General features: G+C 71.3%; 20 protein-coding genes. 9 read left to right on the top strand and 11 right to left on the bottom strand.

Annotation, left to right across the window (positions count from 1 at the left end; all coding sequences use genetic code 11):
* The first annotated feature begins 94 nt into the window (after positions 1-94).
* Positions 95-850, top strand: a complete 756-nt coding sequence (locus BIU98_RS02815; RefSeq protein WP_139200534.1) for a sigma-70 family RNA polymerase sigma factor — start codon at positions 95-97, stop codon at positions 848-850.
* On the top strand, positions 847-1089 hold the full coding sequence (locus BIU98_RS02810; protein WP_071271134.1) for an alpha-ketoglutarate decarboxylase: 243 nt from the start codon (positions 847-849) through the stop codon (positions 1087-1089). The genes BIU98_RS02815 and BIU98_RS02810 overlap by 4 nt, the downstream gene beginning before the upstream one ends.
* A 54-nt stretch (positions 1090-1143) precedes the next feature.
* Here BIU98_RS02810 and BIU98_RS02805 read toward each other — a convergent pair whose 3' ends face one another.
* Positions 1144-2562, bottom strand: coding sequence for a LamG-like jellyroll fold domain-containing protein (locus BIU98_RS02805; protein ID WP_071271131.1), 1419 nt, complete (start codon positions 2560-2562; stop codon positions 1144-1146).
* Between the two features lie 46 nt (positions 2563-2608).
* Complete coding sequence (locus BIU98_RS02800; protein ID WP_071271128.1) at positions 2609-3193, bottom strand: hypothetical protein; 585 nt, start codon at positions 3191-3193, stop codon at positions 2609-2611.
* 116 nt (positions 3194-3309) lie between these two features.
* Here BIU98_RS02800 and BIU98_RS02795 point away from each other — a divergent pair, with 116 nt between their 5' ends.
* Positions 3310-3750, top strand: coding sequence for an N-acetyltransferase (locus BIU98_RS02795; protein ID WP_071271125.1), 441 nt, complete (start codon positions 3310-3312; stop codon positions 3748-3750).
* Positions 3751-3789: 39 nt separating this feature from the next.
* On the opposite strand, the gene BIU98_RS02790 is transcribed toward BIU98_RS02795, so the two are convergent.
* Positions 3790-7530, bottom strand: coding sequence for a multifunctional oxoglutarate decarboxylase/oxoglutarate dehydrogenase thiamine pyrophosphate-binding subunit/dihydrolipoyllysine-residue succinyltransferase subunit (locus BIU98_RS02790; protein ID WP_175481276.1), 3741 nt, complete (start codon positions 7528-7530; stop codon positions 3790-3792).
* A 144-nt stretch (positions 7531-7674) separates the two neighbouring features.
* Here BIU98_RS02790 and BIU98_RS02785 point away from each other — a divergent pair, with 144 nt between their 5' ends.
* On the top strand, positions 7675-9114 hold the full coding sequence (locus tag BIU98_RS02785) for a GuaB1 family IMP dehydrogenase-related protein (RefSeq protein ID WP_071271287.1): 1440 nt from the start codon (positions 7675-7677) through the stop codon (positions 9112-9114).
* A 69-nt stretch (positions 9115-9183) separates the two neighbouring features.
* Here the strand turns inward: BIU98_RS02785 and BIU98_RS02780 are convergent, their stop codons facing one another.
* From BIU98_RS02780 to BIU98_RS02765, 4 genes are all read right to left on the bottom strand, one after another.
* On the bottom strand, positions 9184-10224 hold the full coding sequence (locus tag BIU98_RS02780) for a hemolysin family protein (RefSeq protein ID WP_071271119.1): 1041 nt from the start codon (positions 10222-10224) through the stop codon (positions 9184-9186).
* Positions 10221-11597 (bottom strand): hemolysin family protein, encoded by a 1377-nt coding sequence (locus BIU98_RS02775; RefSeq protein WP_071271285.1) that lies wholly within the window; start codon positions 11595-11597, stop codon positions 10221-10223. Before BIU98_RS02775 ends, BIU98_RS02780 begins: the two co-directional genes overlap by 4 nt.
* A gap of 169 nt (positions 11598-11766) precedes the next feature.
* The gene (locus BIU98_RS02770; protein WP_083392911.1) at positions 11767-12849 is read right to left on the bottom strand and encodes an NADH:flavin oxidoreductase/NADH oxidase; all 1083 of its coding nucleotides are present in this window, start codon (positions 12847-12849) and stop codon (positions 11767-11769) included.
* Complete coding sequence (locus BIU98_RS02765) at positions 12846-13484, bottom strand: HAD family phosphatase (RefSeq protein WP_071271116.1); 639 nt, start codon at positions 13482-13484, stop codon at positions 12846-12848. Before BIU98_RS02765 ends, BIU98_RS02770 begins: the two co-directional genes overlap by 4 nt.
* A 24-nt stretch (positions 13485-13508) precedes the next feature.
* Here BIU98_RS02765 and BIU98_RS02760 point away from each other — a divergent pair, with 24 nt between their 5' ends.
* Positions 13509-14354 (top strand): ADP/ATP-dependent (S)-NAD(P)H-hydrate dehydratase, encoded by an 846-nt coding sequence (locus BIU98_RS02760; protein ID WP_071271279.1) that lies wholly within the window; start codon positions 13509-13511, stop codon positions 14352-14354.
* Between the two features lie 175 nt (positions 14355-14529).
* Here BIU98_RS02760 and BIU98_RS02755 read toward each other — a convergent pair whose 3' ends face one another.
* Entirely contained in the window at positions 14530-15021 is a 492-nt protein-coding gene (locus BIU98_RS02755; RefSeq protein ID WP_071271113.1) for a GNAT family N-acetyltransferase, read from the bottom strand.
* Between the two features lie 158 nt (positions 15022-15179).
* Between BIU98_RS02755 and BIU98_RS02750 the strand changes: the two genes are divergently transcribed.
* Positions 15180-16046, top strand: coding sequence for an SDR family oxidoreductase (locus BIU98_RS02750; protein WP_071271110.1), 867 nt, complete (start codon positions 15180-15182; stop codon positions 16044-16046).
* 241 nt (positions 16047-16287) lie between these two features.
* On the top strand, positions 16288-17301 hold the full coding sequence (locus tag BIU98_RS02745) for a TerC family protein (RefSeq protein ID WP_071271107.1): 1014 nt from the start codon (positions 16288-16290) through the stop codon (positions 17299-17301).
* A 113-nt stretch (positions 17302-17414) separates the two neighbouring features.
* Here the strand turns inward: BIU98_RS02745 and BIU98_RS02740 are convergent, their stop codons facing one another.
* Positions 17415-18425, bottom strand: coding sequence for an SDR family NAD(P)-dependent oxidoreductase (locus BIU98_RS02740; RefSeq protein ID WP_254787774.1), 1011 nt, complete (start codon positions 18423-18425; stop codon positions 17415-17417).
* A gap of 61 nt (positions 18426-18486) precedes the next feature.
* Positions 18487-19065 carry a TetR/AcrR family transcriptional regulator gene (locus BIU98_RS02735; protein WP_071271104.1) on the bottom strand — a complete coding sequence of 193 codons (579 nt, stop codon included), beginning with the start codon at positions 19063-19065 and terminating at the stop codon, positions 18487-18489.
* Positions 19066-19133: 68 nt separating this feature from the next.
* Here BIU98_RS02735 and BIU98_RS02730 point away from each other — a divergent pair, with 68 nt between their 5' ends.
* Entirely contained in the window at positions 19134-19892 is a 759-nt protein-coding gene (locus tag BIU98_RS02730) for an SDR family NAD(P)-dependent oxidoreductase (protein WP_071271101.1), read from the top strand.
* A gap of 117 nt (positions 19893-20009) precedes the next feature.
* Here the strand turns inward: BIU98_RS02730 and BIU98_RS02725 are convergent, their stop codons facing one another.
* Positions 20010-20729, bottom strand: coding sequence for a YceI family protein (locus BIU98_RS02725; RefSeq protein WP_071271098.1), 720 nt, complete (start codon positions 20727-20729; stop codon positions 20010-20012).
* Positions 20730-20792: 63 nt separating this feature from the next.
* On the opposite strand from BIU98_RS02725, the gene BIU98_RS02720 reads away from it, so the two are divergent.
* A partial coding sequence (locus BIU98_RS02720; RefSeq protein WP_071271095.1) for a DUF2029 domain-containing protein occupies positions 20793-22042 on the top strand: 1250 nt, incomplete at its 3' end.

Raw genomic sequence — 22042 nt, 5'->3', positions numbered from 1 at the left:
GGCGACAGCACTCGCACCCACGCGGACACGCTTGCCGGACGCGTCGACGACGCTGCCCGTCGTCTCGACGCCGCTCGCCCTAGACTGGCGGGCGATGACGACCGACGAGCCACAGGCGACACCGAACGACCTGGTCGAGGAGACCGAGGCCCAGCTGGACGCTGTGGAGGACGAAGACGAGCTCGTCGACGCGAAGACCGTCTCCAGCCCCGAGCTGCGCCGCCTCTTCGAGGACCAGGCCATCCCGTTCATGGACCAGCTCTACGGCGCCGCGATGCGCATGACCCGGAACCCCGCCGACGCGTCCGACCTGGTCCAGGAGACCTTCGTCAAGGCGTTCGCCGCGTTCCGCCAGTTCAAGCAGGGCACGAACCTCAAGGCCTGGCTGTACCGGATCCTGACGAACACGTTCATCAACACGTACCGCAAGAACCAGCGGAACCCGTACCAGGGCACCATCGACGAGCTCGAGGACTGGCAGCTCGGCGGCGCGGAGAGCGTCACCCAGTCGATCTCCGCACGGTCCGCTGAGGCCGACGCGATCGACCACCTGCCGTCCTCCGCGGTGAAGGACGCCCTGCAGGCCATCCCCGAGGACTTCCGGATGGCCGTCTACTTCGCTGACGTCGAGGGCTTCTCCTACCAGGAGATCGCCGAAATCATGAAGACCCCCGTGGGGACGGTAATGAGCCGCCTCCACCGTGGACGCCGACTCCTCCGGGGGCTCCTGGCGGACCACGCCCGCGAGACCGGTGTCGTCCCGGACGCAGCGTCGACGGCGACGATGCGCGGACGAGGCCGAGGAACTGCTGCGGCTTCGAGCCGCACGAACGGAAAGGGTGCGCGATGAGCGGCTGCGACTGCTCCAAGGCCAAGGCGGAGCTCGAGGAGTTCCTGCACGACGAGCTGCGGCACGAGGACGCCACGGACATCCGTGAGCACATGGACGACTGTGTCGACTGCCAGACCGAGCACCGTGTCGGCGTGGTCCTGATGGAGACCGTCAAGCGTGCCTGCCGGGAGACCGCGCCGGACCAGCTCCGGAGCGAGATCCTGACCCGCATCCGCGAGGAGCAGTCCACGCACTGACCCGGTGTACCGGTCGGCGGTCGGGCCACCGGACGGTCGACGTTGGCGGGTCGTTCAGCGCCCGGCCGCGTAGTCGGCTGCGACCGCCGCCGGGTCGAGCACCCGGTCGTGGACGCGGACCGTGTCGACGTCGCCGACGAATGCGAACCCCCCGCTGTTGGCCCACCCGTCGAGCGACTGGCGGCCCACACGCCAGAACCCGCCGTACTGGCGCAGGCTCCTGGCATCGGTGCGGCTGCCCTGGCGCTGACCGTCGAGGTACAGCACCATCGACCCCGGTGTGAACGTGCCGACCGCGTGGTGCCACTGCCCGTCGTCGACGCGTCCCGCGGAAGCCAGGGCGAACTTGAACTGTGATCCGGACTCCTCGGTCCCGAAGCGCAGCCGACCGCCGGTGTCGATGAACAGGTGGCGGTCGCGGTACGTCGAGGACACGCTCTGGTCCGAGCTGAAGCCGAAGACCCGACCGCTGGCGACGTCGGTGCGGAACCAGGCGGAGATCGTGAAGACGTTCGGCGCCGCGACCGCGGTGTCCGTGACCGCGTAGCCCTCGGCGCCGACGGCGGTCAGGTGGACGTACGGGTTCGCGGCGCAGTCGCCGTCGATCCGGGATGCACCGGCGTTGGCGAAGAACCCGTCCGCGCCGTGCCCGCTGACGTCAGCGACCCGCGTGCCGTTCTTCTCCGCGAAGTCCCACGCGAGCACGGCGCCGGCCGGGTCGTGGTGGAAGCACCCGAACTCGCTCGAGCCCAGTTCCGACCTGCTCGTGGTGACCCCGGAGAACGCGGCGCCGGAGAGCGCGGTGCTGAGGCCGACGAGCACCACGAGGGCACTGGCGACGAGGGGGACCGCTGCCGAGTCGGTCCTGGCGCCCGCGGCCCCGGGGCGCATCGGCGTCGTGCGGAGGTCCCAGCGCGGGGTGCCGCACCGCCGGCAGGGCTCGCCCGCCAGGATCGGTCGGTCGAGGCGTGCGAGCAGGAGCAGCGCCGCCGCCCCGAGCCCGGCGGCCACGAGGTGCGACCAGGCACGGTCGGCGATCCACACGCGCGGCAGCCCGACGCCCGGGAACCGCAGGACACCGATGCCGAGCACCGCGTCAGGCTCCACGGTCGTCCGGTCGGCGGCGGGGTTGGCGTCGCCGCGGAGTCGGAGCGACCCGTCCGGTTCGACGCGGCGGAGCCGGTGCAGGCGGAGCCGGTCGTCGTGGTCGGGGTCCTCGACGAGCAGCACACGACCCGGCGTGACGGCGTCTGGCCCGGCCGGCATCGCCGCGACGACGTCACCCGTCCGGATCGCCGGCGCCATCGAGCCCGACACCACCGTCGTCACGTGCCAGCCGAGGAAGGCGGGGAGCGTCGACCAGAGCGCCAGGAGGAGGACCGACCACAGCACGGTCCTCGCCGCGACCGCGAGGAGCAGCCGGGGGACGTCACCCACGCACCGGCGGTGCCAGGTGGTGATGGTGGTCGGCATCGGCTGCTCCTCGTGCTCGGTCTCGAACGGGTCGGTCGTGGACGGGTCAGGAAGCCGTCTGGGCTTCCCACACGAACGTCGTGCCGGCCGCCGAGGACTGCGCCGAGTTCGGCGTCTCCGTGTCGAGGTCGTAGACGAACCGGTAGGTGGTGCTCGCGGTGCCGACGGTCGGGGCCCAGTCGTCGAGTCCTTCGCCGTACGAGTCGAGCTCCAGCAACCCGGCGAGGGTGCCCTCGTGCACGGTCGACTCCGGCGTGAAGGTGTCGCAGTCCCCGGCCGTGCCGAGCGAGCCGCGCTCGACCGTCATGTTGAGGTGCTGTGCGAGGGTGTCCTCGTCCGCCTGGTCGGCGGTGTAGAGCTTGACGGTGGTCGGGTTCGTCGTGTTCGCAGTCACCGTGATGCAGTTCGAGCCGTCAGAACCGGGGACGAGGTTCCCGACGTCGAACAGGGCCCTGTCCTGGTCGTCGTCGGTGAGGGTGACGGAGCCGGTGCGCCAGTTGTTGCCGGCGTTCTCGGTGGTGTCGGAGAACGCGGCGTACGACGCGGTGGCGATGAGCGCGCCGCTGGCGACGACGGCGAGGGGGAAGGCGATCCAGGCGGCGGTGCGGCCGTGGCGGGAGGTGATGTGCATGGCTGTCCTGTCGGTCGGGTCACCCGGTCGGTGACATACCAGCAGCGTATATGAATATCAGTTGCGATGGAACTCCGTGGCGCAACACGAACAGCGGCCCGGGTAGGGTCACGGATATGAGCCTCTCCGTCGAGTCGATCACCAGCTGGTCCGACCCGGACGTCGACGACGTCACCACCCTCGTCCGCCTCCTCGGGCACGACGCCGACCCCGTGGGCATGCGGGAACGCCTCGAGCGGCTCACGCCCGAGGCCGGCCACCGGACGTGGATCGTCCGGGACGACGCCGGCCGGGCCGTCGCCGTCGCGGGAGCGCAGGTCACGTGGGCGTACGCCTCGGACGAGCCGACCGCGCAGCTGCTCCTGCTGGTGGTCGACCCGTCAGCCAGGAGGCTCGGCACCGGTTCCCTGCTCATCGGCACCTTCGAGACGTGGGCCGGCGAACAGGGCGCACGACGGCTGTCCGCCGTCAGCGCCGCCGCGACGGACAGTGCGCACCGCTTCTACCAGAAGCGCGGGTACCACGACTCCGGCGTGCGCTACACCCGCATCGTCTGAGGGAGTTCCCGCTTCGCGCTGCGCGCGGGGCGCGGTCGGCTAGCCGAGTGCCTTCGTGATGACGTCGGAGGCCTCTTGTGACGAGCGCTTCGACGACCCCGTGGCGGGTGCGGCGCTCGCGGGACGGGACGCGACCGACAGCGGACGCCCGTCGAGGTGCGGCGAGAGGTTCATGCACACGAACGGCCAGGCGCCCTGGTTCTCGGGCTCTTCCTGGGCCCACACGACCTCGGCGTCCGGGTAGCCCGCCAGGACCTCGAGCAGGCGCTCGAGGGGGAGTGGTGCGAGCTGCTCGAGTCGGACAAGGGCGACGTCGGTGATCCCGCGCTTCTCGGCCTCGGCGCGCAGGTCGTGGTGGACCTTGCCCGAGTGCAGCACGACGCGGCGCACGGCACTGCGGTCGGTGATCGTGGCGTCGTCGATGACCTCGTCGAAGGTGCCGCTCGTGAAGGCGTCGACCGGGCTCGTCGCCTGGCGGAGTCGGAGCATCGCCTTCGGGCTGAACACCACGAGCGGCTTCTGCGGGCGCTCCCACGCCTGGCGACGGAGCAGGTGGAAGTACGACGCCGGGGTCGACGGGCGTGCCACCACCATGTTGTCCTGCGCGCACAGCTGCAGGTAGCGCTCGATGCGGGCCGACGAGTGGTCGGGTCCCTGGCCCTCGTAGCCGTGCGGCAGCAGCAGCACCAGGCCGGAGCGCTGGCCCCACTTCTGCTCGGCCGAGGAGATGAACTCGTCGATGACCGTCTGGGCGCCGTTGGCGAAGTCGCCGAACTGCGCCTCCCAGAGCACGAGGGCGTCGGGGCGTTCCACCGAGTAGCCGTACTCGAACGCCATCGCCGCGTACTCGCTGAGCAGCGTGTCGTAGATGTAGAAGCGGGCCTGGTCCTCGGTCAGGTTCGACAGCGGCAGCCACTCCTGGCCGTTGTTGCGGTCGTGGAACACCGCTTGACGCTGGACGAAGGTGCCGCGGCGGGCGTCCTGCCCGGCGAGCCGGACGGGCTTGCCCTCGGTCAGCAGCGACCCGATCGCCATCAGCTCGGCCATCGCCCAGTCGACACCGCCCTTGCGGGTCATCTCGGTGCGCTTCGTGAGCAGGGCCTGCAGCTTCGGGTGGACCTGGAACCCGGCGGGCGGGTTGCCGTGTGCATCACCGATGAGCTCGACGAGGTCCTGCGGGATCGCGGTGTCGCGGGCCTCGTGCTCGGAGTCGTCGCGCTGCGCTGCCGGTCGTTCGAGCCCCTGCACGGCACCGTCGTCGTCGACCTCGATCACGGGGATCGTGCCGGTCTGGGCCTCGTGCGTCTCCGCGAAGGCCCGCTCGAGGCGGTCCTGGAAGTCGCGGTGGGCCTCGTCGTACTCCTCTTGCGTGATGTCGCCGCGACCGACCAGGGCCTCGGTGAACAGCGTGCGGACGGAGCGCTTGGCCTCGATGAGGTTGTACATGAGCGGCTGCGTCATCGAGGGGTCGTCGCCCTCGTTGTGGCCGCGGCGGCGGTAGCAGACGAGGTCGATGACGACGTCGCGGTGGAACTCCTCGCGGTACGCGAACGCCAGGTCGGCGACGCGGGCGACGGACTCGGGGTCGTCGCCGTTCACGTGGAAGATCGGCGCCTGGATCGTCTTGGCGACGTCGGTGGAGTACACCGAGGTACGTGCCTGGTCCGGCGGGGTGGTGAACCCGACCTGGTTGTTGATCACCAGGTGCACGGTGCCGCCGGTGCGGTAGCCGCGGAGCTGGGACATCTGCAGGGTCTCGACGACGACGCCCTGGCCCGCCATCGCCGCGTCGCCGTGGACGAGCACGGGGAGCACGCCGTAGACCCCGGCCGGGCCGCGGTCCTGCTTGGCGCGGACGATGCCCTCGAGCACGCCGTCGACGGCCTCGAGGTGGGAGGGGTTCGCCGCGATCGTGACGGGGATCGTGGTGCCGTCCGACGCGCGGAAGACCCCCTCGGTGCCGACGTGGTACTTGACGTCACCGGACCCCTGGCCCTGCACGGAGCCCGGGAGCGTGGTGCCCTCGAACTCGCGGAAGATCTGGCCGTAGGTCTTGCCGGCGATGTTCGTCAGCACGTTGAGGCGACCGCGGTGCGCCATGCCGATCGCGACCTCGTCGAGCCCGGCGATCGCCGCGTGCTGGATGAGGGTGTCGAGGAAGGCGATGGTGGACTCGCCGCCCTCGAGCGAGAAGCGCTTCTGGCCGACGTACTTGGTCTGCAGGAAGGTCTCGAAGGCCTCGGCCTCGTTGAGCTTGCCGAGGACCCGCAGCTGCTCCTCCTTCGAGGGCTTGCTGTAGGGGACCTCGATGCGGGACTGGATCCAGCGGCGCTGCTCCGGGTCCTGGATGTGCATGTACTCGATGCCGACCGTGCGGCAGTAGGCGTCTCGGAGCACGCCGAGGACGTCGCGGAGCGGCGCGTTGGTGGTGCCGGCGAGCCCGCCCGTGACGAACTCGCGGTCGAGGTCCCAGAACGTCAGCCCGTGGCTCTCGATCTCGAGGTCGGGGTGCGTGCGCTGCCGGTACTCGAGCGGGTCGATGTCGGCCATCAGGTGACCGCGGACCCGGAAGCTGTTGATGAGCTCCTGCACGCGGGCCGTCTTGTTGACGCGGTGCGCGAGGTCGACGTTGATGTCGTTCGCCCACTGGATCGGCTTGTACGGGATCCGGAGCGCCGAGAAGATGCCCTCGTAGAAGCCGTGCTCGCCGATGAGCCGCTCGTGCACGCGCTTGAGGTACTCGCCCGAGCCGGCGCCCTGGATGACGCGGTGGTCGTAGGTGCTCGTCAGGGTGATGGTCTTGCCGATGCCGAGCTCGACGAGGGTCTTGGCAGCCGAGCCCTGGAACTGCGCCGGGTACTCGAGTGCGCCGGCGCCGATGATCGACCCCTGGCCCTTGGTTAGCCGGGGGACCGAGTGCACGGTGCCGATGCCGCCCGGGTTCGTCAAGGAGATCGTCGTGCCCTGGAAGTCCGTCGGGGTGAGCTTGTTGTCGCGAGCCCGCTTGACGAGGTCCTCGTACGCGGAGAGGAACTGCCCGAACGTCAGCGACTCGGCGCGCTTGATGCTCGGGACGAGGAGGGAGCGGGTGCCGTCCTTCTTCGGGACGTCGATCGCGATGCCGAGGCCCACGTGCGCGGGCTGCACCACGAAGGGCTTGCCGTCGCGGTCCTCGTAGAAGACGTTCTGGCTCGGGGTGTCCTTGAGTGCCTGCACCATGGCCCAGCCGATGAGGTGCGTGAAGGAGATCTTGCCGCCGCGGGCACGGCGCAGGTGGTTGTTGATGACGATGCGGTTGTCGATCATCAGCTTCGCCGGGATCGTCCGGACGCTGGTCGCGGTGGGGACGGTCAGCGAGGCGTCCATGTTCGACGCCAGGGTCTTCGCCATGCCACGGAGCGGGGTGGCCACGTCCTCGTGGGTCTCGTCGTGCTCGTCGGTCTGGTCGTTCGCCTCGGCCGGGATCGGCTGCGGGGACGGCTGCTTCGAGGTGGTGCGGGCCTGGATCTGGCCGCCCTTGCCCTCGGTGCCGGAAGCGCCGGGCGCGGCAGGAGCCGCTGCGGGTGGTGCTGCCGGTGCCGGCGGCGTCGGTGCGGTGTCACCGGCGGGAGCGGCGGCGCTGCCCTTCCCGCTCTGGTGGTAGCTCTCGAGGACCGGCCACCACGACTTGTCGACGGAGTCCTTGTCGGCGAGGAACTGCTCGTAGAGCTCGTCCACCAGCCACTCGTTCGCGCCGAATTCGCCCGCGGTCTCGTCAGTTCCGGTCAGATGGCTCGACACAGCCGATCGCCCACTCTCCGTCGATTGATGCTCGTGTGTGTCGTGCGGCGCTGCTCTGCCCCGCACGACGTCCAGCGTAGCCGTTCCCACATGACCGTCCGGTGTCAGGTGGACGCATGTCGTCGGCGCAGTACGGTGGTCGGCATGAGGTTCTACGAGACCCGGCCGACGCACGACCTGACCTACTCCGACGTCTTCCTCGTGCCCAGCCGATCGGGTGTCACGAGCCGCTTCGACGTCGACCTCGCGTCGAACGACGGCACCGGCACCACCATCCCGATCATCAGCGCCAACATGAACTCGGTCACGGGTCCGCGCCTCGCCGCGACCCTCGCCCGACGCGGCGGGCTCGGGGTCCTGCCGCAGGACATGCACCTGCAGGACCTCGACGCCGCGATCCGCTGGGTCAAGGACCAGCCGGTCGACTTCGACACCGCGATCGACATGGGCGCCGACACCACGGTCGCCGAGACCCTCGAACAGCTCCTGCCGGTCGCCGGCCGCGGGGTCGTCGTGCGGGACGGCTCGGGGGAGTACCTCGGCTGCGTCCCCGCGACCCGCCTCGGCACCGCCGGCCCCGACGCCACGCTCCGCGACCTGCTGCACGGCGCCTCGACGGCCGTCGACGCCGACGACGCGGGCTCTTCCCGCCACGTCTACGACGTGCTCACCGCCGCCGACGTCGACTTCGCCCCGGTCATGCGCCACGGGCACGTCGTCGGCACCACCAGCCCGACGAGCGCGATCCGCTCGGACATCTACCGCCCGGCCGTCGACGCCTCCGGCCGGCTCCGGGTCGCCGCCGCGATCGGCATCAACGGCGACGTCGCCGCGAAGTCGAAGGCCCTCGCGAGCGCCGGCGTCGACGTCCTCGTGCTCGACACCGCGCACGGCCACCAGGAGGGCATGCTCCGCGCGCTCCGTGCCGTGTCGGAGCTCCGCCTCGGCATCCCGCTCGTGGCGGGCAACGTCGTCACCGCTGACGCCGTCGCACACCTCGTCGCAGCGGGCGCCGACATCATCAAGGTCGGCGTCGGCCCCGGCGCCATGTGCACCACGCGCATGATGACCGCGGTCGGCCGCCCGCAGTTCTCCGCCGTGCTCGAGACCGCAGCTGCTGCCAGGTCCCTCGGCGCCCACGTCTGGGCCGACGGCGGCGTCCGGTACCCGCGCGACGTCGCACTCGCCCTCGCCGCCGGCGCCAGCGCCGTGATGATCGGCTCGTGGTTCGCCGGCACGCTCGAGGCCCCTGGCGTCCTCCGTCGTGACGCGAAGGGCGCCGCGTACAAGGAGAGCTGGGGCATGGCCTCCGCGAAGGCCGTCCGCGAGCGCTTCGAGCGGCTCGACCCGTACGAGCGGGCGCGCAAGGCGCTGTTCGCCGAGGGGATCTCGTCCTCGACGATCTACCTCGACCCCGAGCGCCCGAGTGTCGAGGACCTGCTCGACATGATCACGACCGGCGTCCGCAGCTCGGCGACCTACGCCGGTGCGACCAGCCTGGCCGAGTTCTCGGAGCGCGCGCTCGTCGGCATCCAGTCCGCCGCCGGCTACGAAGAGGGCAAACCGCTCCCCGTCAGCTGGTAGCCGACCTCGGTCGGACGGGAGGCTCGGTGCCAGCTGGCACCGAGCCTCCCGTCCGTCGTCCCGGTGCGTCTACCGGCGTCGGGTCGCGTCCTCGACGGTGCCCACGAGCTCCTCGAGGATGTCCTCCAGGAACAGCACGCCCGTCGTGCGGCCCTCCGCGTCGAAGGCGCGGGCCACGTGGCGGCCGGCGGCGCGCATGGTGGCGAGGGCGTCCTCCAGGTCCATCTCCGTGTAGAGCGAGATGAGCTGGCGGATGCGCTTCGGCGGGACCGGGTCGTCGAACTCGTCCGGTCGCAGGTCGATGACGTCCTTGACGTGGACGTAGCCGGTGGGCTCGCCCTCGTCGCCGACGAGCACGTAGCGGGAGAACCCGCGCTGCGCGACCGCGCGCTCGACGTCGCTCGGGGTGGCGACGTCGGGCAGTGTGACGAGCTCGGACATCGGCAGCGCGATGTCCTTGACCTTCTTCTCGGTGAACTCGAACGCCATCCGGAGCGTGCCACCGTCGTCGGAGAGCGTTCCCTCGCGACGGGACTGCTCGACGATGGTCTGCACCTCTTCCACCGTGTAGGCGCTGACGGCCTCGTCCTTGGGCTCGACCTTGAAGAGCCGGAGCACGGCGTTGGCGACCTCGTTCAGACCGACGACGACCCAGTGCAGGCCGTGGCCGATGTACCAGAGCGTCGGCACGAGGAGCAGTGCGGCGCGGTCGGGCATCGAGAACGAGATGTTCTTCGGCACCATCTCGCCGAACACCACGTGCAGGAACGACACGAGCAGCAGCGTGAAGACGAACGCCACGATGCCGATGACCTCGACGCTCCACCCGGTCAGGTGCAGCGGGCCCTCGAGCAGGTGGTGGATCGCCGGCTCGGAGACGTTGAGGATGAGCAGCGAGCACACGGTGATGCCGAGCTGCGTGGTCGCGAGCATCCGGGTGGCGTGCTCCATCGCCCACAGGGTCATCTGTGCGGCGCGGGAGCCCTCTTCCGCCCGGGGCTCGATCTGGGAGCGGCGTGCGGAGATGACGGCGAACTCGGCCGCGACGAAGAACGCGTTGCCGCCGAGCAGGACGAACAACCAGAAGATCCCCCACCAGTCTGAGCTCATCGGGAGGCCTCCTTCTTCGTCTTGGTCGTGCCCTTGCCGGTCGCGGGGACGGTCACGCCGTCCGGCGGGGTGTCCACTGGCGTCGGGGTCCAGCGGATGCGGTCGACCCGGCGGCCGTCGAGGCGTTCGACGCGGAAGACGCCGTCGGGGAGCGGGACCTCGTCGCCGACGATCGGCAGGCGGCCGAGCGTCGACATGAGGAAGCCGCCGACGGTCTCGTACGGGCCGTCCTCAGGCACCTTGACGCCGGCGCGGTCCTCGAGCTCGTCCGGGCGGAGGAGCCCGGGGAACGTCAGCCAGTTCCGGGAGCGGACGACGTCGATGCGCGCGCGGTCGTGCTCGTCGGAGACCTCGCCGACGAGTTCCTCGATGAGGTCCTCGAGCGTGACGACCCCGGCGGTGCCGCCGTACTCGTCGACGACGATGACCATCTGGTAGCCGCGTCCGCGGACCTCGGTCAGCAGGGTGTCGCCCGGCATGGTCTCGGGGACCCGCTCGGCGTCGGTCATCAGCGCACCGACCGGCACCTCGGGACGTTTCTCGCGCGGGACGGCGACGGCCTGCTTGACGTGCACGAGGCCGACGACGTCGTCCGCGTCCTCCTCGATCACGGGGAAGCGGCTGAAGCCGGTGCGGCGGGCGAGGGCGATGACGTCCTCGGCCGACTCGGACACGCGGATGGTGGAGAGCCGCGGGCGCGGGGTCATCACGTCGCTGGCGTCGAGCTCGGAGAAGGACAGCGTGCGCTGCAGGAGCGTCGCGGTGTCCTGTTCGAGCGACCCCTCGGACGCGGACCGACGGAGCAGGGAGGTGAGCTCCTCGGCGCTGCGTGCGCCGGACAGTTCCTCCTGCGGCTCGATGCCCACCGCGCGCAGCACCGCGTTCGCCGTGCCGTTCAGCACGGCGACCGCCGGCTTGAACACGGTGGTGAACGCGATCTGCAGCGGCACGACCAGGCGCGCGGTCTGCAGGGGGAGCGCGAGCGCGAAGTTCTTCGGCACGAGCTCGCCGAGGATCATCGAGAGCAGCGTCGCGATGACGAGTGCCACGATCGACCCGACCGTCTCGACGACGCCCTCGGGGAGGTCCATCGCCAGGAACGGGGCCTCGAGGAGCTTCGCGATCGAGGGCTCGAGCAGGTAGCCGGTCAGCAGCGTGGTCAGCGTGATGCCGAGCTGCGCACTGGACAGGTGCGTCGAGGTGACCTTGAGCGCGCTGATGACCGGCGCCAGGCCGGCCTCACCGCGGTCACGGCGGGCCTCGACGTCGGCCCGGTCGAGGTTCACGAGCGAGAACTCGGACGCCACGAACACGCCGGTGCCGAGCGTCAGCAGGATCCCGCCGACCAGCATGAGGACGTCGACGGGGCTCATCGTCGCCACCCCCGGTCGTCGCAGCGGACGGCGCGTCGGGCGCGCGATGAGTCAGGGCAGCTCACCGAGTGAGCGCCGGATGAGTGATGGGGCGAAGAAGGATTCGGAGGATCGTCCACAGTGAGTGACATCGTACTGGGCGCTCAGTCGGCGGAAGCCGAGAATGCGCTCACTTGGTGACGGATGCTCGGTGGTACTGCTGCGGCTCGTAGTCGAGCTCGACGTCGAGCTCCCGAGCGGCCCGGAGCGGGAAGGACGGGTCGCGGAGGAACTCGCGTCCGACCATCACGACGTCGGCCTGCCCGGTCGCCACGATCTGCTCGGCCTGGAACGCCTCGGAGATCATGCCCACCGCGATCGTGCCGATGCCGGCGCCCTGCTTCACACCGGCGGCGAAGGGCACCTGGTAGCCAGGGCCGACGGGGATCGGGGCCGAGGCCACGTTGCCGCCGGTCGAGACGTCGGCGAGGTCGGCACCGTGCTCGGCCGCCCAGCGTGCGACCTGGACGGTCTCGTCGAGCGTGACGCCGCCCTCGGTCCAGTCGGTGGCGGAGAAGCGGACGACGACCGGGAAGCCCTCGCCGACCTCGTGGCGCACGGCGTCGACGACGTCCAGCAGCGCGCGGGCCCGGTTCTCCAGCGACCCGCCGAACTCGTCGGTGCGGTGGTTGCTCAGCGGCGAGAGGAACTGGTGCAGGAGGTACCCGTGCGCGGCGTGCAGTTCGACGAGGTCGAACCCGGCCTCGACGGACCGGCGTGCGGCAGCGGCGAACCCGAGGGCCACGAGCCGGATGTCCTCGGTGGTGAGCTCGCGGGGGACGTCGTAGCCGTCGAAGGCCTCGGCCGACGGGGCCACGGTGGTCCAGCCGCCCTCGGACGCGGGGACCGTGCCGCGCGTGGTGTCCCAGGGGCGGTACGTCGAGGCCTTGCGACCGGCGTGCGCGAGCTGGATGCCGGCGGCGGCGCCCTGCGAGTGGATGAAGTCGACGATCGGACGGTAGGCGTCGCGCTGCTCGTCGTTCCAGAGGCCGAGGTCCTGCGGGGTGATGCGGCCCTCCGGCACGACACCGGTCGCCTCGACCACGACCGCGCCCGCGCCGCCCTTCGCGAACCCACCGAGGTGGACGAGGTGCCACGGCGTCGGGACGCCGTCCTGCTGGTCGACCGAGTACTGGCACATCGGCGAGACCCAGATGCGGTTGCGGACCATCAGGTCGCGGATGGTGATCGGCTCGAACAGGGCGTGCGTCACGCGGTGGCTCCTTCGTCAGGTGCGTCGGCGAGCTGCTGCAGGAAGGTGCGGAGCGCTGCCGGCGAGGTGTAGTGGTGGCCGACCGCCCCGATCGCTTCCGCGCCCGTGGCGTTCTCGGCCCTGTTGTCCACGAACACCATCTGCGCCGGGTCGATTCCCAGTCGGGCACAGGTGTCGCGGTAGATGCCCGGGTCCGGCTTCAGCACGTGCTCCTCGGCGCTGACCACGACGGTCTCGAACAGCGAGCCCATCGGGGACCGGCGGTAGGGGTCGCCGAAGTCGAACCCGGCGTTCGACAGCAGCGCCAGTCGGGTGCCGGCGTCGTGCAGCTCCTCGACCAGGTCGAGCACCTCGGGGTCGACCTCGAACCACCCGGTGTAGTCGATCGCCCAGAGCCGGTGGACCTCGCTGACCGACCAGGTGCGGCCCGTGCGCTCGCCGATCGCGCGCCAGTAGTCGAGCACCGAGAGGTCGCCGCGGTCCAGGTCGTGCCGGAGCTCCTGGTAGACGGGGAACAGCTCGTCGGCGGTGAGCCCCGTCGCCGCGAGCAGGGCGTCCCGTGCTGCGTGCGGCGTCCGGCTGATCACCTCGCCGTAGTCGAAGACGACGACACGACCAGGCAGCGACAGGCTCATGCGCCCCACCGTAACGTGGGCACGATGAACGACTTCGTGCCCTTCTCCGTGTCCGATGCCGCCGCCTGGGTCACCGCGCCGACCGGGGAGTCGACGAAGTACCGCCGCGGCGTGCTCGGCGTCGCGACCGGCTCGGACCGCTACCCGGGCGCCGCCGTCATGGGCGTCGACGCGGCCGTGCACACCGGCGTCGGCATGGTCCGCTACGTCGGACCGTCACGCGCCTCCGACTTCGTTCTCGCCCGGCGCCCCGAGGTCGTCTCCGGCGTCGGCCGCGTGCAGGCCTGGCTCGTCGGCTCCGGGATCTCCGCGTCCTCGCTCGGGTCGCTCGACCCGGACACCGCTGCCGCGTTCCAGCACGCGTCCGATGACGGCGTGCCCGTGGTCGTCGACGCCGGGGCCATCCCGCTCGTCGACCTCGGGCCGCTCGCGGTGCTGACGCCGCACGCGGGGGAGCTGGCCGCGCTGCTCGAGGTCTCCCGCGAGTCCGTCGAGTCCGACCCGCGGGGCTCGGCACTCCGGGCCGCCGAGCGGACGGGCAGCGTCGTGCTCCTCAAGGGCTCGGAGACGCACGTGGTCACGCCCGACGGGTCCGTCCGGCTCGTGGCGTCGTCCGCCACGCCGTGGCTCGCAGCCGCCGGCGCCGGGGACGTCCTCGGAGGGGTGCTGGGTGCGCTCGTCGCCAGTCGCGCGGGGAGCAGCGACGTCGGTCAGTCGGACCTCGCGCACCTGGCAGCTGCGGCCGCGGTGGTGCACGGCACGGCGGCCCGGCGGGCGTCCGGCGGAGGCCCCTTCACGATGACCGCGCTCATCGAAGCGCTGCCCGGGGTCGTGCGCGACCTCGTCGTCGAGGGCGACGCGCGCGCCTGACGCGCGCGGGCCCGCTCCTGTCCTCATCGAGGGAGCAGAAGACGTCGGGTGGCGCCGCGCGACCCGACGGTTGCTGCTCCCTCGACGGCGCTCGCCGCGTGCGGTCGCTCGCACGGTCCGGACGGGAGGCTCGGTGGCGGACCGGTGGGGAGCCTCCCGTCCGGTGGTGCCAGCGTCAGCGGACGAGTCGGACCGTTTCGCTGATCGGGCCGAAGCTCGCCGTCGTGCCGTCGGGCACGAAGCGGTTGCGGCGGTAGAAGGCATGCGCGCGGGGGTTGTCGGCCGCGACCCAGAGCGATGCCGGTCGCTCGGCGAGCACCGCATCGAGGAGTGACTGGCCGACGCCGCTGCCGTGGGCGCGCGCGAGCACGTACAGCATGGTGAGTTCCTCGCCACGGACCGCGTCCTGCTCCGCCGTCGTCTGCACGGCGGCGAACCCCACGATCCCGGAGGCGTCCTCGGCGACGACGGTCACGAGGCCGGCGTCCTGCAGGTTCGACCGCCACATCTCGACCCGGCGTCCGGCGTCGAACCACGGGCTCGTGTCCGGGTCCGTGACGAAGCGGCCGTAGGTCTCCCGCCAGGACTCGGCATGCACCCGCGCGATGCCGAGTGCGTCGTCGGGCCTCGCCGGCCTGACCACCGCTGCCCCGTGTCCCGTCTCCATGCGGGAAGGGTAGCGGTGGCGCGGGACCCGTGACGCTCGCCGAGCGCGGGCGTTGCCCTCGAGCCGCGGCACCCGGTAGCGTCCTGGCCATGCAGTGCCGCTGAACCGTCTCCGATCCCACCCACGCGCCCTCCTGCGGCGCCATCGAGAGGTTCACCATGTCCGCATCCCTGCCCCTGCACGGCAAGACCGCCCTCGTCACCGGAGTCTCACGGCGCCGCGGCATCGGGTACGCCGTCGCCACGAAGCTCGCATCCCTCGGCGCCGACGTCGTCATCCACCACCACCGACCGCACGACCTCGACCTGCCGTGGGGCGGGGACGACCTCGACGCGGTCCGCGCGGGCGTCCGCGAGCACCTGACCGAGGGCGCCCGGTTCGCCGACGTCGGCGCCGACCTGTCCGACGCGGCGACCATCCCGGACGTGATCGCCAGGGCCGTCGGGCTCACGGGGCGGCTCGACGTCCTCGTGTGCAACCACGCGAAGAGCGGCGACGACGGCAGCATCCTCGACATGACCCCCGAGCGGCTCGACGCGTTCTGGGACGTCAACGCGCGGTCGACCCTCCTGCTCACGGCCGAGTTCGCGCGACTCCGGGCACCGCACCGTGACGAGCCGAGCCGCCCGGGCGACCGGATCGTCGGGACCGGGCCGTACGCCGAGGCGCAGGGACACGTGTTCTGGATGACCTCCGGGCAGATCCACGGCGCGATGCGGGGCGAGGTGGCCTACGCGACGAGCAAGGCCGCGCTCGCCGGCATCACCCCGACGGTCGCCGCGGAGCTGCTCGAACTCGGGATCGTGCTCAACACGATCAACCCCGGGCCGGTGAACACGGGCTACATGGACCCGGAGTCGACGGACCGTTCGCTCGAGGACCTCGACGCCTACGTCGCCAGCACGCCGTTCGGTCGGGTCGGGGCGCCGCAGGACCCCGCCGAGCTCATCGGGTGGCTGTCGACCGCGGCGGGGAGCTGGGTCGTGGGGCAGGTCCTGACGACGGACGGTGGCTTCGGGTTGTGACGGGAGGGGGGCGGGCGGGGCGCTCGGGGTGCTCGGGGTGCTCGACCCGGAACGACATCGTCGAGGTCGTACGACTTCGACGATGTCGCGTGCCGGTCCTGCACGGGCGCCGGGCGACAAGGTCGAGGTCGTACGACAGCGATGTTGTCGCAGACCGCTCACGGCGCGCTCGCCGCGGCTCACGTCGCCTATCCTTGACGTCTGTTCAGCGAGTCCCACCAGCAGCAAGGACCACCACGCAATGCCCGAACTCCCCGTCGTGTTCGAAGTCGGCTCGATCGTCGCGCTCGTCCTGATCCTGCTCGCGGACCTGCTCATCGTGGCTCGGCGCCCGCACGTGCCGACGCTCAAGGAGTCGGCGGTGTGGGTCGGCGTCTACGTGGGCCTCGCGCTGGTGTTCGCGGTCGCGATGCTGTTCTTCGCGGGTGGTGAGCCGGCGGGACAGTTCCTCGCGGGGTGGCTGACCGAGTACAGCCTGAGCATCGACAACCTGTTCGTGTTCGTCATCATCATGGCGCGGTTCTCGGTGCCGAAGAAGATCCAGCAAGAGGTGCTCATGCTGGGCATCATCATCGCGCTCGTGCTGCGCGGGATCTTCATCCTCGTGGGCGCGCAGCTCATCGAGAACTTCTCGTGGATCTTCTACATCTTCGGCGCGTGGCTCGTGTGGACGGCGATCCAGCAGCTCCGAGGCGAGGACGAGGACGCCGACCAGAAGGACGGCTTCATCGTCCGGCTGCTGCGTCGTCGCGTGCGCCTGACGGACACCTTCGACGGCATGAAGTTCCGCACGCATAAGGACGGCGTCCGGCACTTCACGCCCCTGCTCGTCGTGCTCATCGCCATCGGCACCACCGACCTGCTGTTCGCCCTCGACTCGATCCCGGCGATCTTCGGCATCACCGAGAGCCCGTTCATCGTCTTCACCGCGAACGTCTTCGCCCTCATGGGTCTGCGGCAGCTGTACTTCCTGCTCGGGGGACTGCTGGAGCGGCTCGTCTACCTCAAGTACGGGATCGCCTTCATCCTCGCGTTCATCGGCGTGAAGCTCGTGCTGCACGCACTGCACGGCAACGAGCTGCCCTTCCTGAACGGCGGCGACCATATCGAGTGGGCCCCGGAGATCCCGACGTGGGTCTCGCTGGTCGTCATCCTCGCGGCGATGGGCGTCTCCACGATCGCCAGCGTCATCCGCATCCGGCACGAGGGCTCGAAGACGCCGGACGACGTCGAGCCGGCACGGACCGCCGACTGACCGTCGGTCCCCGGCTGACCTGACCAGGAGCGGACGGGAGGCTCGGTGCCGGACCGGTGCCGAGCCTCCCGTCCGGTGAGTGGTGCGGACGACCGCCGGACCGGACGACGCCGTCAGGCCAGCAGCTGCTCCGTGACGTCCCAGAGCCGCCGCGCGTCGCCGTCGTCGAGCATCGCGGAGTTCGCGTCCGACGGGATGCTGCCAGCGGTCAGCGGTCGCATGGTGTCGTCGAGGACGGCGACGTCGCTGTCCTTGAGGTAGACCCCGCCGATGCCGTCGAGCGCGGGGCTCACAGCGCTGAACACGAGGGTCGCCGCGCCCTGTTCGATCGTCTTCTTGCCGACGGCGGGGTCGATCACGGTCGCGCCGTCTGCGTCGACGAGGCCCTGCTCCCGGAACGACGCCAGGCGTGAAGGGTCGTGCGGGCCGGGGCCGATGACCACGCCCGGGTGCGCGGCGAACGCCCGGATGCCCTCGTCGGCGAGGCGCCGGTCGAACTCGACCGTGAACAGGACGTTCGCCCGCTTCGACTGCCCGTAGGCCGCACCGGCGTCGTACCCGCGTGCGAAGGCGAGGTCGTGCCAGCGGATCTGCCCGAACCGTGCGGCTCCGGACGTGACGGTGAGCACGCGGGCGCCGTCCGCGGCACGGAGTGCCGGCAGGAGGGCCCGGGTGAGCTGGAAGTGGCCGAGGTGCGTGGTCGAGAAGGACAGCTCGTTGCCGCGGCCGTCGAGTCGGCGCTCGGGGGAGAAGAGCATGGCGGCGTTGTTGACGAGCGCGTGCAGCGGCCGTCCGGTCGCCCGCCAGCGCTCGGCGAACGCGTCGATCGAGGCCGGGTCGGTGAGGTCGAGCTGGTCGACGGTGACCCCGGGGAGGTCGGCGACGGCGGCGCTGGCCCGCTCGGTGTCCCGCGCTGCGACGGTGACCGAGGCGCCGACTGCGGCGAGGGCCCGGGAGACCTCCCGCCCGAGTCGGCTGTGCCCGCCGGTGACGACCACGTGTCGTCCGGTGAGGTCGAGGCCGGCGAGGACGTCGGTGGCGGTGGATGCTGCAGTGAACCCTGACGGGACGGGGTGTTGGTCGGTGATCACGGTGGTGGTGCCCTTCGTCGGACGGATCAGCACCCCGAAGCGGAACGCTGTTCCGCAACCATACGGAACACAGTTCCGTTTCACAAGGAGTGAGTCAGCCGCGGCCGGCCGACCTGCTGAGCGCCCGTTCGACCACGGCCTCCGGCGACTCTGCGCCGTCCCGAGCCCACCAGGTCAGGGCTGCCGTCGCCTCCGCGGCGCGTGCGGCAGCGCGGACCGTGGCGTGGAGGTCCGCGTGGTCGAGCCCGTCGCGGTCGGCGATGGCCTCCCGCAGCACCTGCGTCAGAGCGCTGTGCTGTGCCGCGCCCTCGCTCGCCAGGGACGGGTTGCGGTCGATGACCAGGAGCCGCCGCCGCGTGACGTCCTGGTCGTCGGGCGGGAACGCCGACGCCGTCACCAGCGCCGAGCACACGGCGGTGTCACCGTCGACGTCGGCGGGGAGCCCGCCCAGGGCGGCTGCGACACGCTCGGTGAACTCGCCGAAGCCACCCCACACCAGCGACCCCTTCGACGGGAAGAGCCGGAACACGGACCGGCGACTCACGCCGGCGGCCGCTGCGACGTCGTCCATCGACACCGCGTCGAAGTCCCGGTCGGTGAACAACTCGAGGGCGACGGCGGCGATGTGCTGCGGTGCGATCGTCCGCGGTCGGCCGATGGGGGCGTCGGGCATCGTGGGTCCCCTTTCAGCACTGAGTGCTACAACTGGTCACACGTGTTCGTGACTCACTGAGGAGAACCATGACAGACACCACCGCCGGCCGCTTCGCCGGCAAGACCATCGTCGTGACGGGAGCCGGCTCCGGCATCGGCCGCGCGACCGCGATCCGCCTCGCCGGGGAGGGCGGCCGCGTCGTCGCGACCGACGTCGTCGCCGAACGTCTCGACGCCCTGCGCGCCGACCTGCCGGGCGCCGACCTGGAGACCGTCGTCGGCGACGTGTCGCAGGCCGAGACCATCCAGCAGATCGTCGCCGCAGCGGGCGACCGCATCGACGCGCTCGCGAACGTCGCGGGGATCATGGACCGCTTCCTGCCGCCGTCCGAGGTCGACGACGCGACCTGGGAGCGGGTCTTCAGCGTGAACGTCACCGCACCGATGCGCCTGACCCGCGCCGTGCTGCCGCTCATGATCGCCGCCGGTTCCGGCACGATCGTGAACGTCGCGTCCGAGGCAGCGCTCCGCGGCTCCACCGCCGGAGCGGCCTACACGTCCTCCAAGCACGCGATCGCCGGGTTCACGAAGAGCATCGCGTTCTTCCACGGCCCGCAGGGCATCCGCGCCAACGCGGTCGCGCCGGGAGCGGTCGACACGAACATCGAGGCCCCGATGGGCAGCGAGTACGCCGCAAGCCGCATCGGCCCCGTCGTCCAGGCGATCGTGCCCGCCCCCGCGCAGCCGGAACAGCTCGCCGCGGCCATCACCTGGCTGCTCAGCGAGGACTCGTCGAACGTCAACGGGGTCGTGCTGCCGAGTGACGGCGGTTGGTCCGCCGTCTAGACACGGCCAGGGCCGGTCTTGCCGGTTCCGCCGGCCTCGCCGGCCTTGCCGGCCACAGTCGGACTGGAGGCTCGGTGCCGGACCCGCGCCGAGCCTCCAGTCCGGTGGGGTGTGCGGCTACTGCCGCGGCGACGCGTGGACGAGGAACTCGACGGCACCCGCGTCGTCGACCTTGACGAAGCCGAGGTTCGGTGCCTGCACGTCGAAGTCGGCGAAGGTGACCGGGATCGTGCCGGAGATGTCGACCCCGTCGCCGCTCAGGCCGACCTGGAGCGTCGCGGTGACGGGCTTCGTCACGCCGTGCAGGGTGAGGTCCCCGGTGGCCTGGACCGTCTTCGTCTCGGTGCCGGTGGGGACGGCGTCCTCGACCGGCTCCGTGAGGGTGAACGTGGCCGTCGGGAACGCCGACGTGTCGAGCGCGGAGTCGCGGAAGTAGGAGTCGCGCTGCTCGGAGTCCGTCGCGATGTCGGCGACCTGCACCTCGATCGTCGCGGCGGCGATGGACGTGCCGTCGACCTTCGCGCTGCCGGAGACGCTCTTCGTGCGGCCCGTGACCGTGACGTCGGAGCCGTTGAGCACCTCGTGCAGGCGGTAGCCGGCCTCGGAGTCACCACCGACGACCCAGTCACCCGAGAGCGTCTGCGTCTGGAGCGTCGAGGGCTCGCGGGTCGCCGCGACGGTCGGCGTGGCCGACGCCTTCGCGTTCTCCGTGTCCGAGTACACCGAGGTGCCGATCACGGTGCCCACGACGGCGAGCACGGCGACGCCGACGACGACGGAGATCCAGATGACGGCGGTGCGCCGGGACGTGGTCCTGCGCCGGGATGAGGGGGTCACACGCAGAACGCTGACACGTCACCCTCGGGAACTCCTGGGGACCGGTGCCGCTACGCTCGTCCGGTGCAGCAGTCCAGGTGGTTCGAACGCGCCGGCTTCGGAGTCGCGTTCGCGGCCGTGCACCTCGTGCTCTGGTGGCTGACGACGGTCACCGCGAACCTGCCGCTCGGCGACGTGACGATCACCTACCGGCGGTGGATCGAGACCGGGCTGAGTTCCCATTTCTGGGTCGGGATGGACTCGGACTGGGTGTACCCGATCCTGGCGATCGTGCCGATGGCTGCTGCCGCGATCGGCGGCGTGGCGTCGATCGGCACCGGCTGGCTCGTGCTGATGGTGGTGCTCGACGCGGTGGCCTGCGCGTTCCTCTGGCGGTTCCGGGCGCTCGGCGTGCGGGTCGTCTGGTGGTGGCTCGTGTTCCTGCTCGCACTCGGCCCGATCGGGCTCGGGCGGATCGACACCGTCGCCACCGCCGTGGCCCTGGTCGGCGTCTGCTTCGTGGCGTCGCGGCCGGCCGTGGCGTCGGCGGTGTTCACCGTCGCGGCCTGGGTCAAGGTGTGGCCAGCGGCACTCGTCGGGGTGCTCCTGGTCCTGCGGCGCGGACACCGCGCCGGCGTGCTGACCGGGGCGCTCACCGTGACCGCGCTGGTCGTGCTCGTCGACGTGCTCTTCGGCGGAGCGGCGCACCTGCTCTCCTTCATCGGCCAGCAGAGCGGCCGGGCACTGCAGATCGAGGCCCCGCTCGCGACGCCGTTCATGTGGGCCGCTGCCGCGCACGTGCCCGGCGCGGCCGTCTTCTACGACACCGAGATCCTGACGTTCGAGGTCTCCGGTACGGGCACGCATCTGGCGGCAGCCGTGTCGACGCCGCTGATGGCGCTGGTCGTCGTCGCGGGCGTCGTCCTCGCCGCGTGGGCCGTCGGCCGGGGCGCCCGCCGGGCCGAGGTGGCGCCGGTGCTCGCGCTGCTGCTCGTCGCGGCCCTCGTGGCGACGAACAAGGTCGGGTCGCCGCAGTACATCGGGTGGTTCGCCGTGCCGATCGTGTGGGGGCTGGTCGCGGGGCGGGGGAGTGCCAGGCGGTTCCTGCCCGTGGCGGTCGCCGCGCTGCCGATGGCCCTGCTGACGCAGCTCGTCTACCCGGGGTGGTACGACCAGGTGCTCACCGTGCAGCCGTGGATCCTCGTGGTGCTGACGGTGCGGAACGCGCTCGAGGTCGCTCTCCTGGTGTGGGCCGTCGTGGCCGTGGTGCGGCTGGGGCTGGGGCTGGGCGGGTCGCGTGGGTCGGGTCCGCTGGGTGGGTCGCGCGGGTCGGG

The sequence above is a fragment of the Curtobacterium sp. MMLR14_010 genome (assembly GCF_001865015.1).
Classification (GTDB): Bacteria; Actinomycetota; Actinomycetes; order Actinomycetales; family Microbacteriaceae; genus Curtobacterium.
The sequence above is the reverse complement of the archived record's forward strand: the minus strand, read 5'-3'. Positions and strand labels throughout refer to the sequence as shown.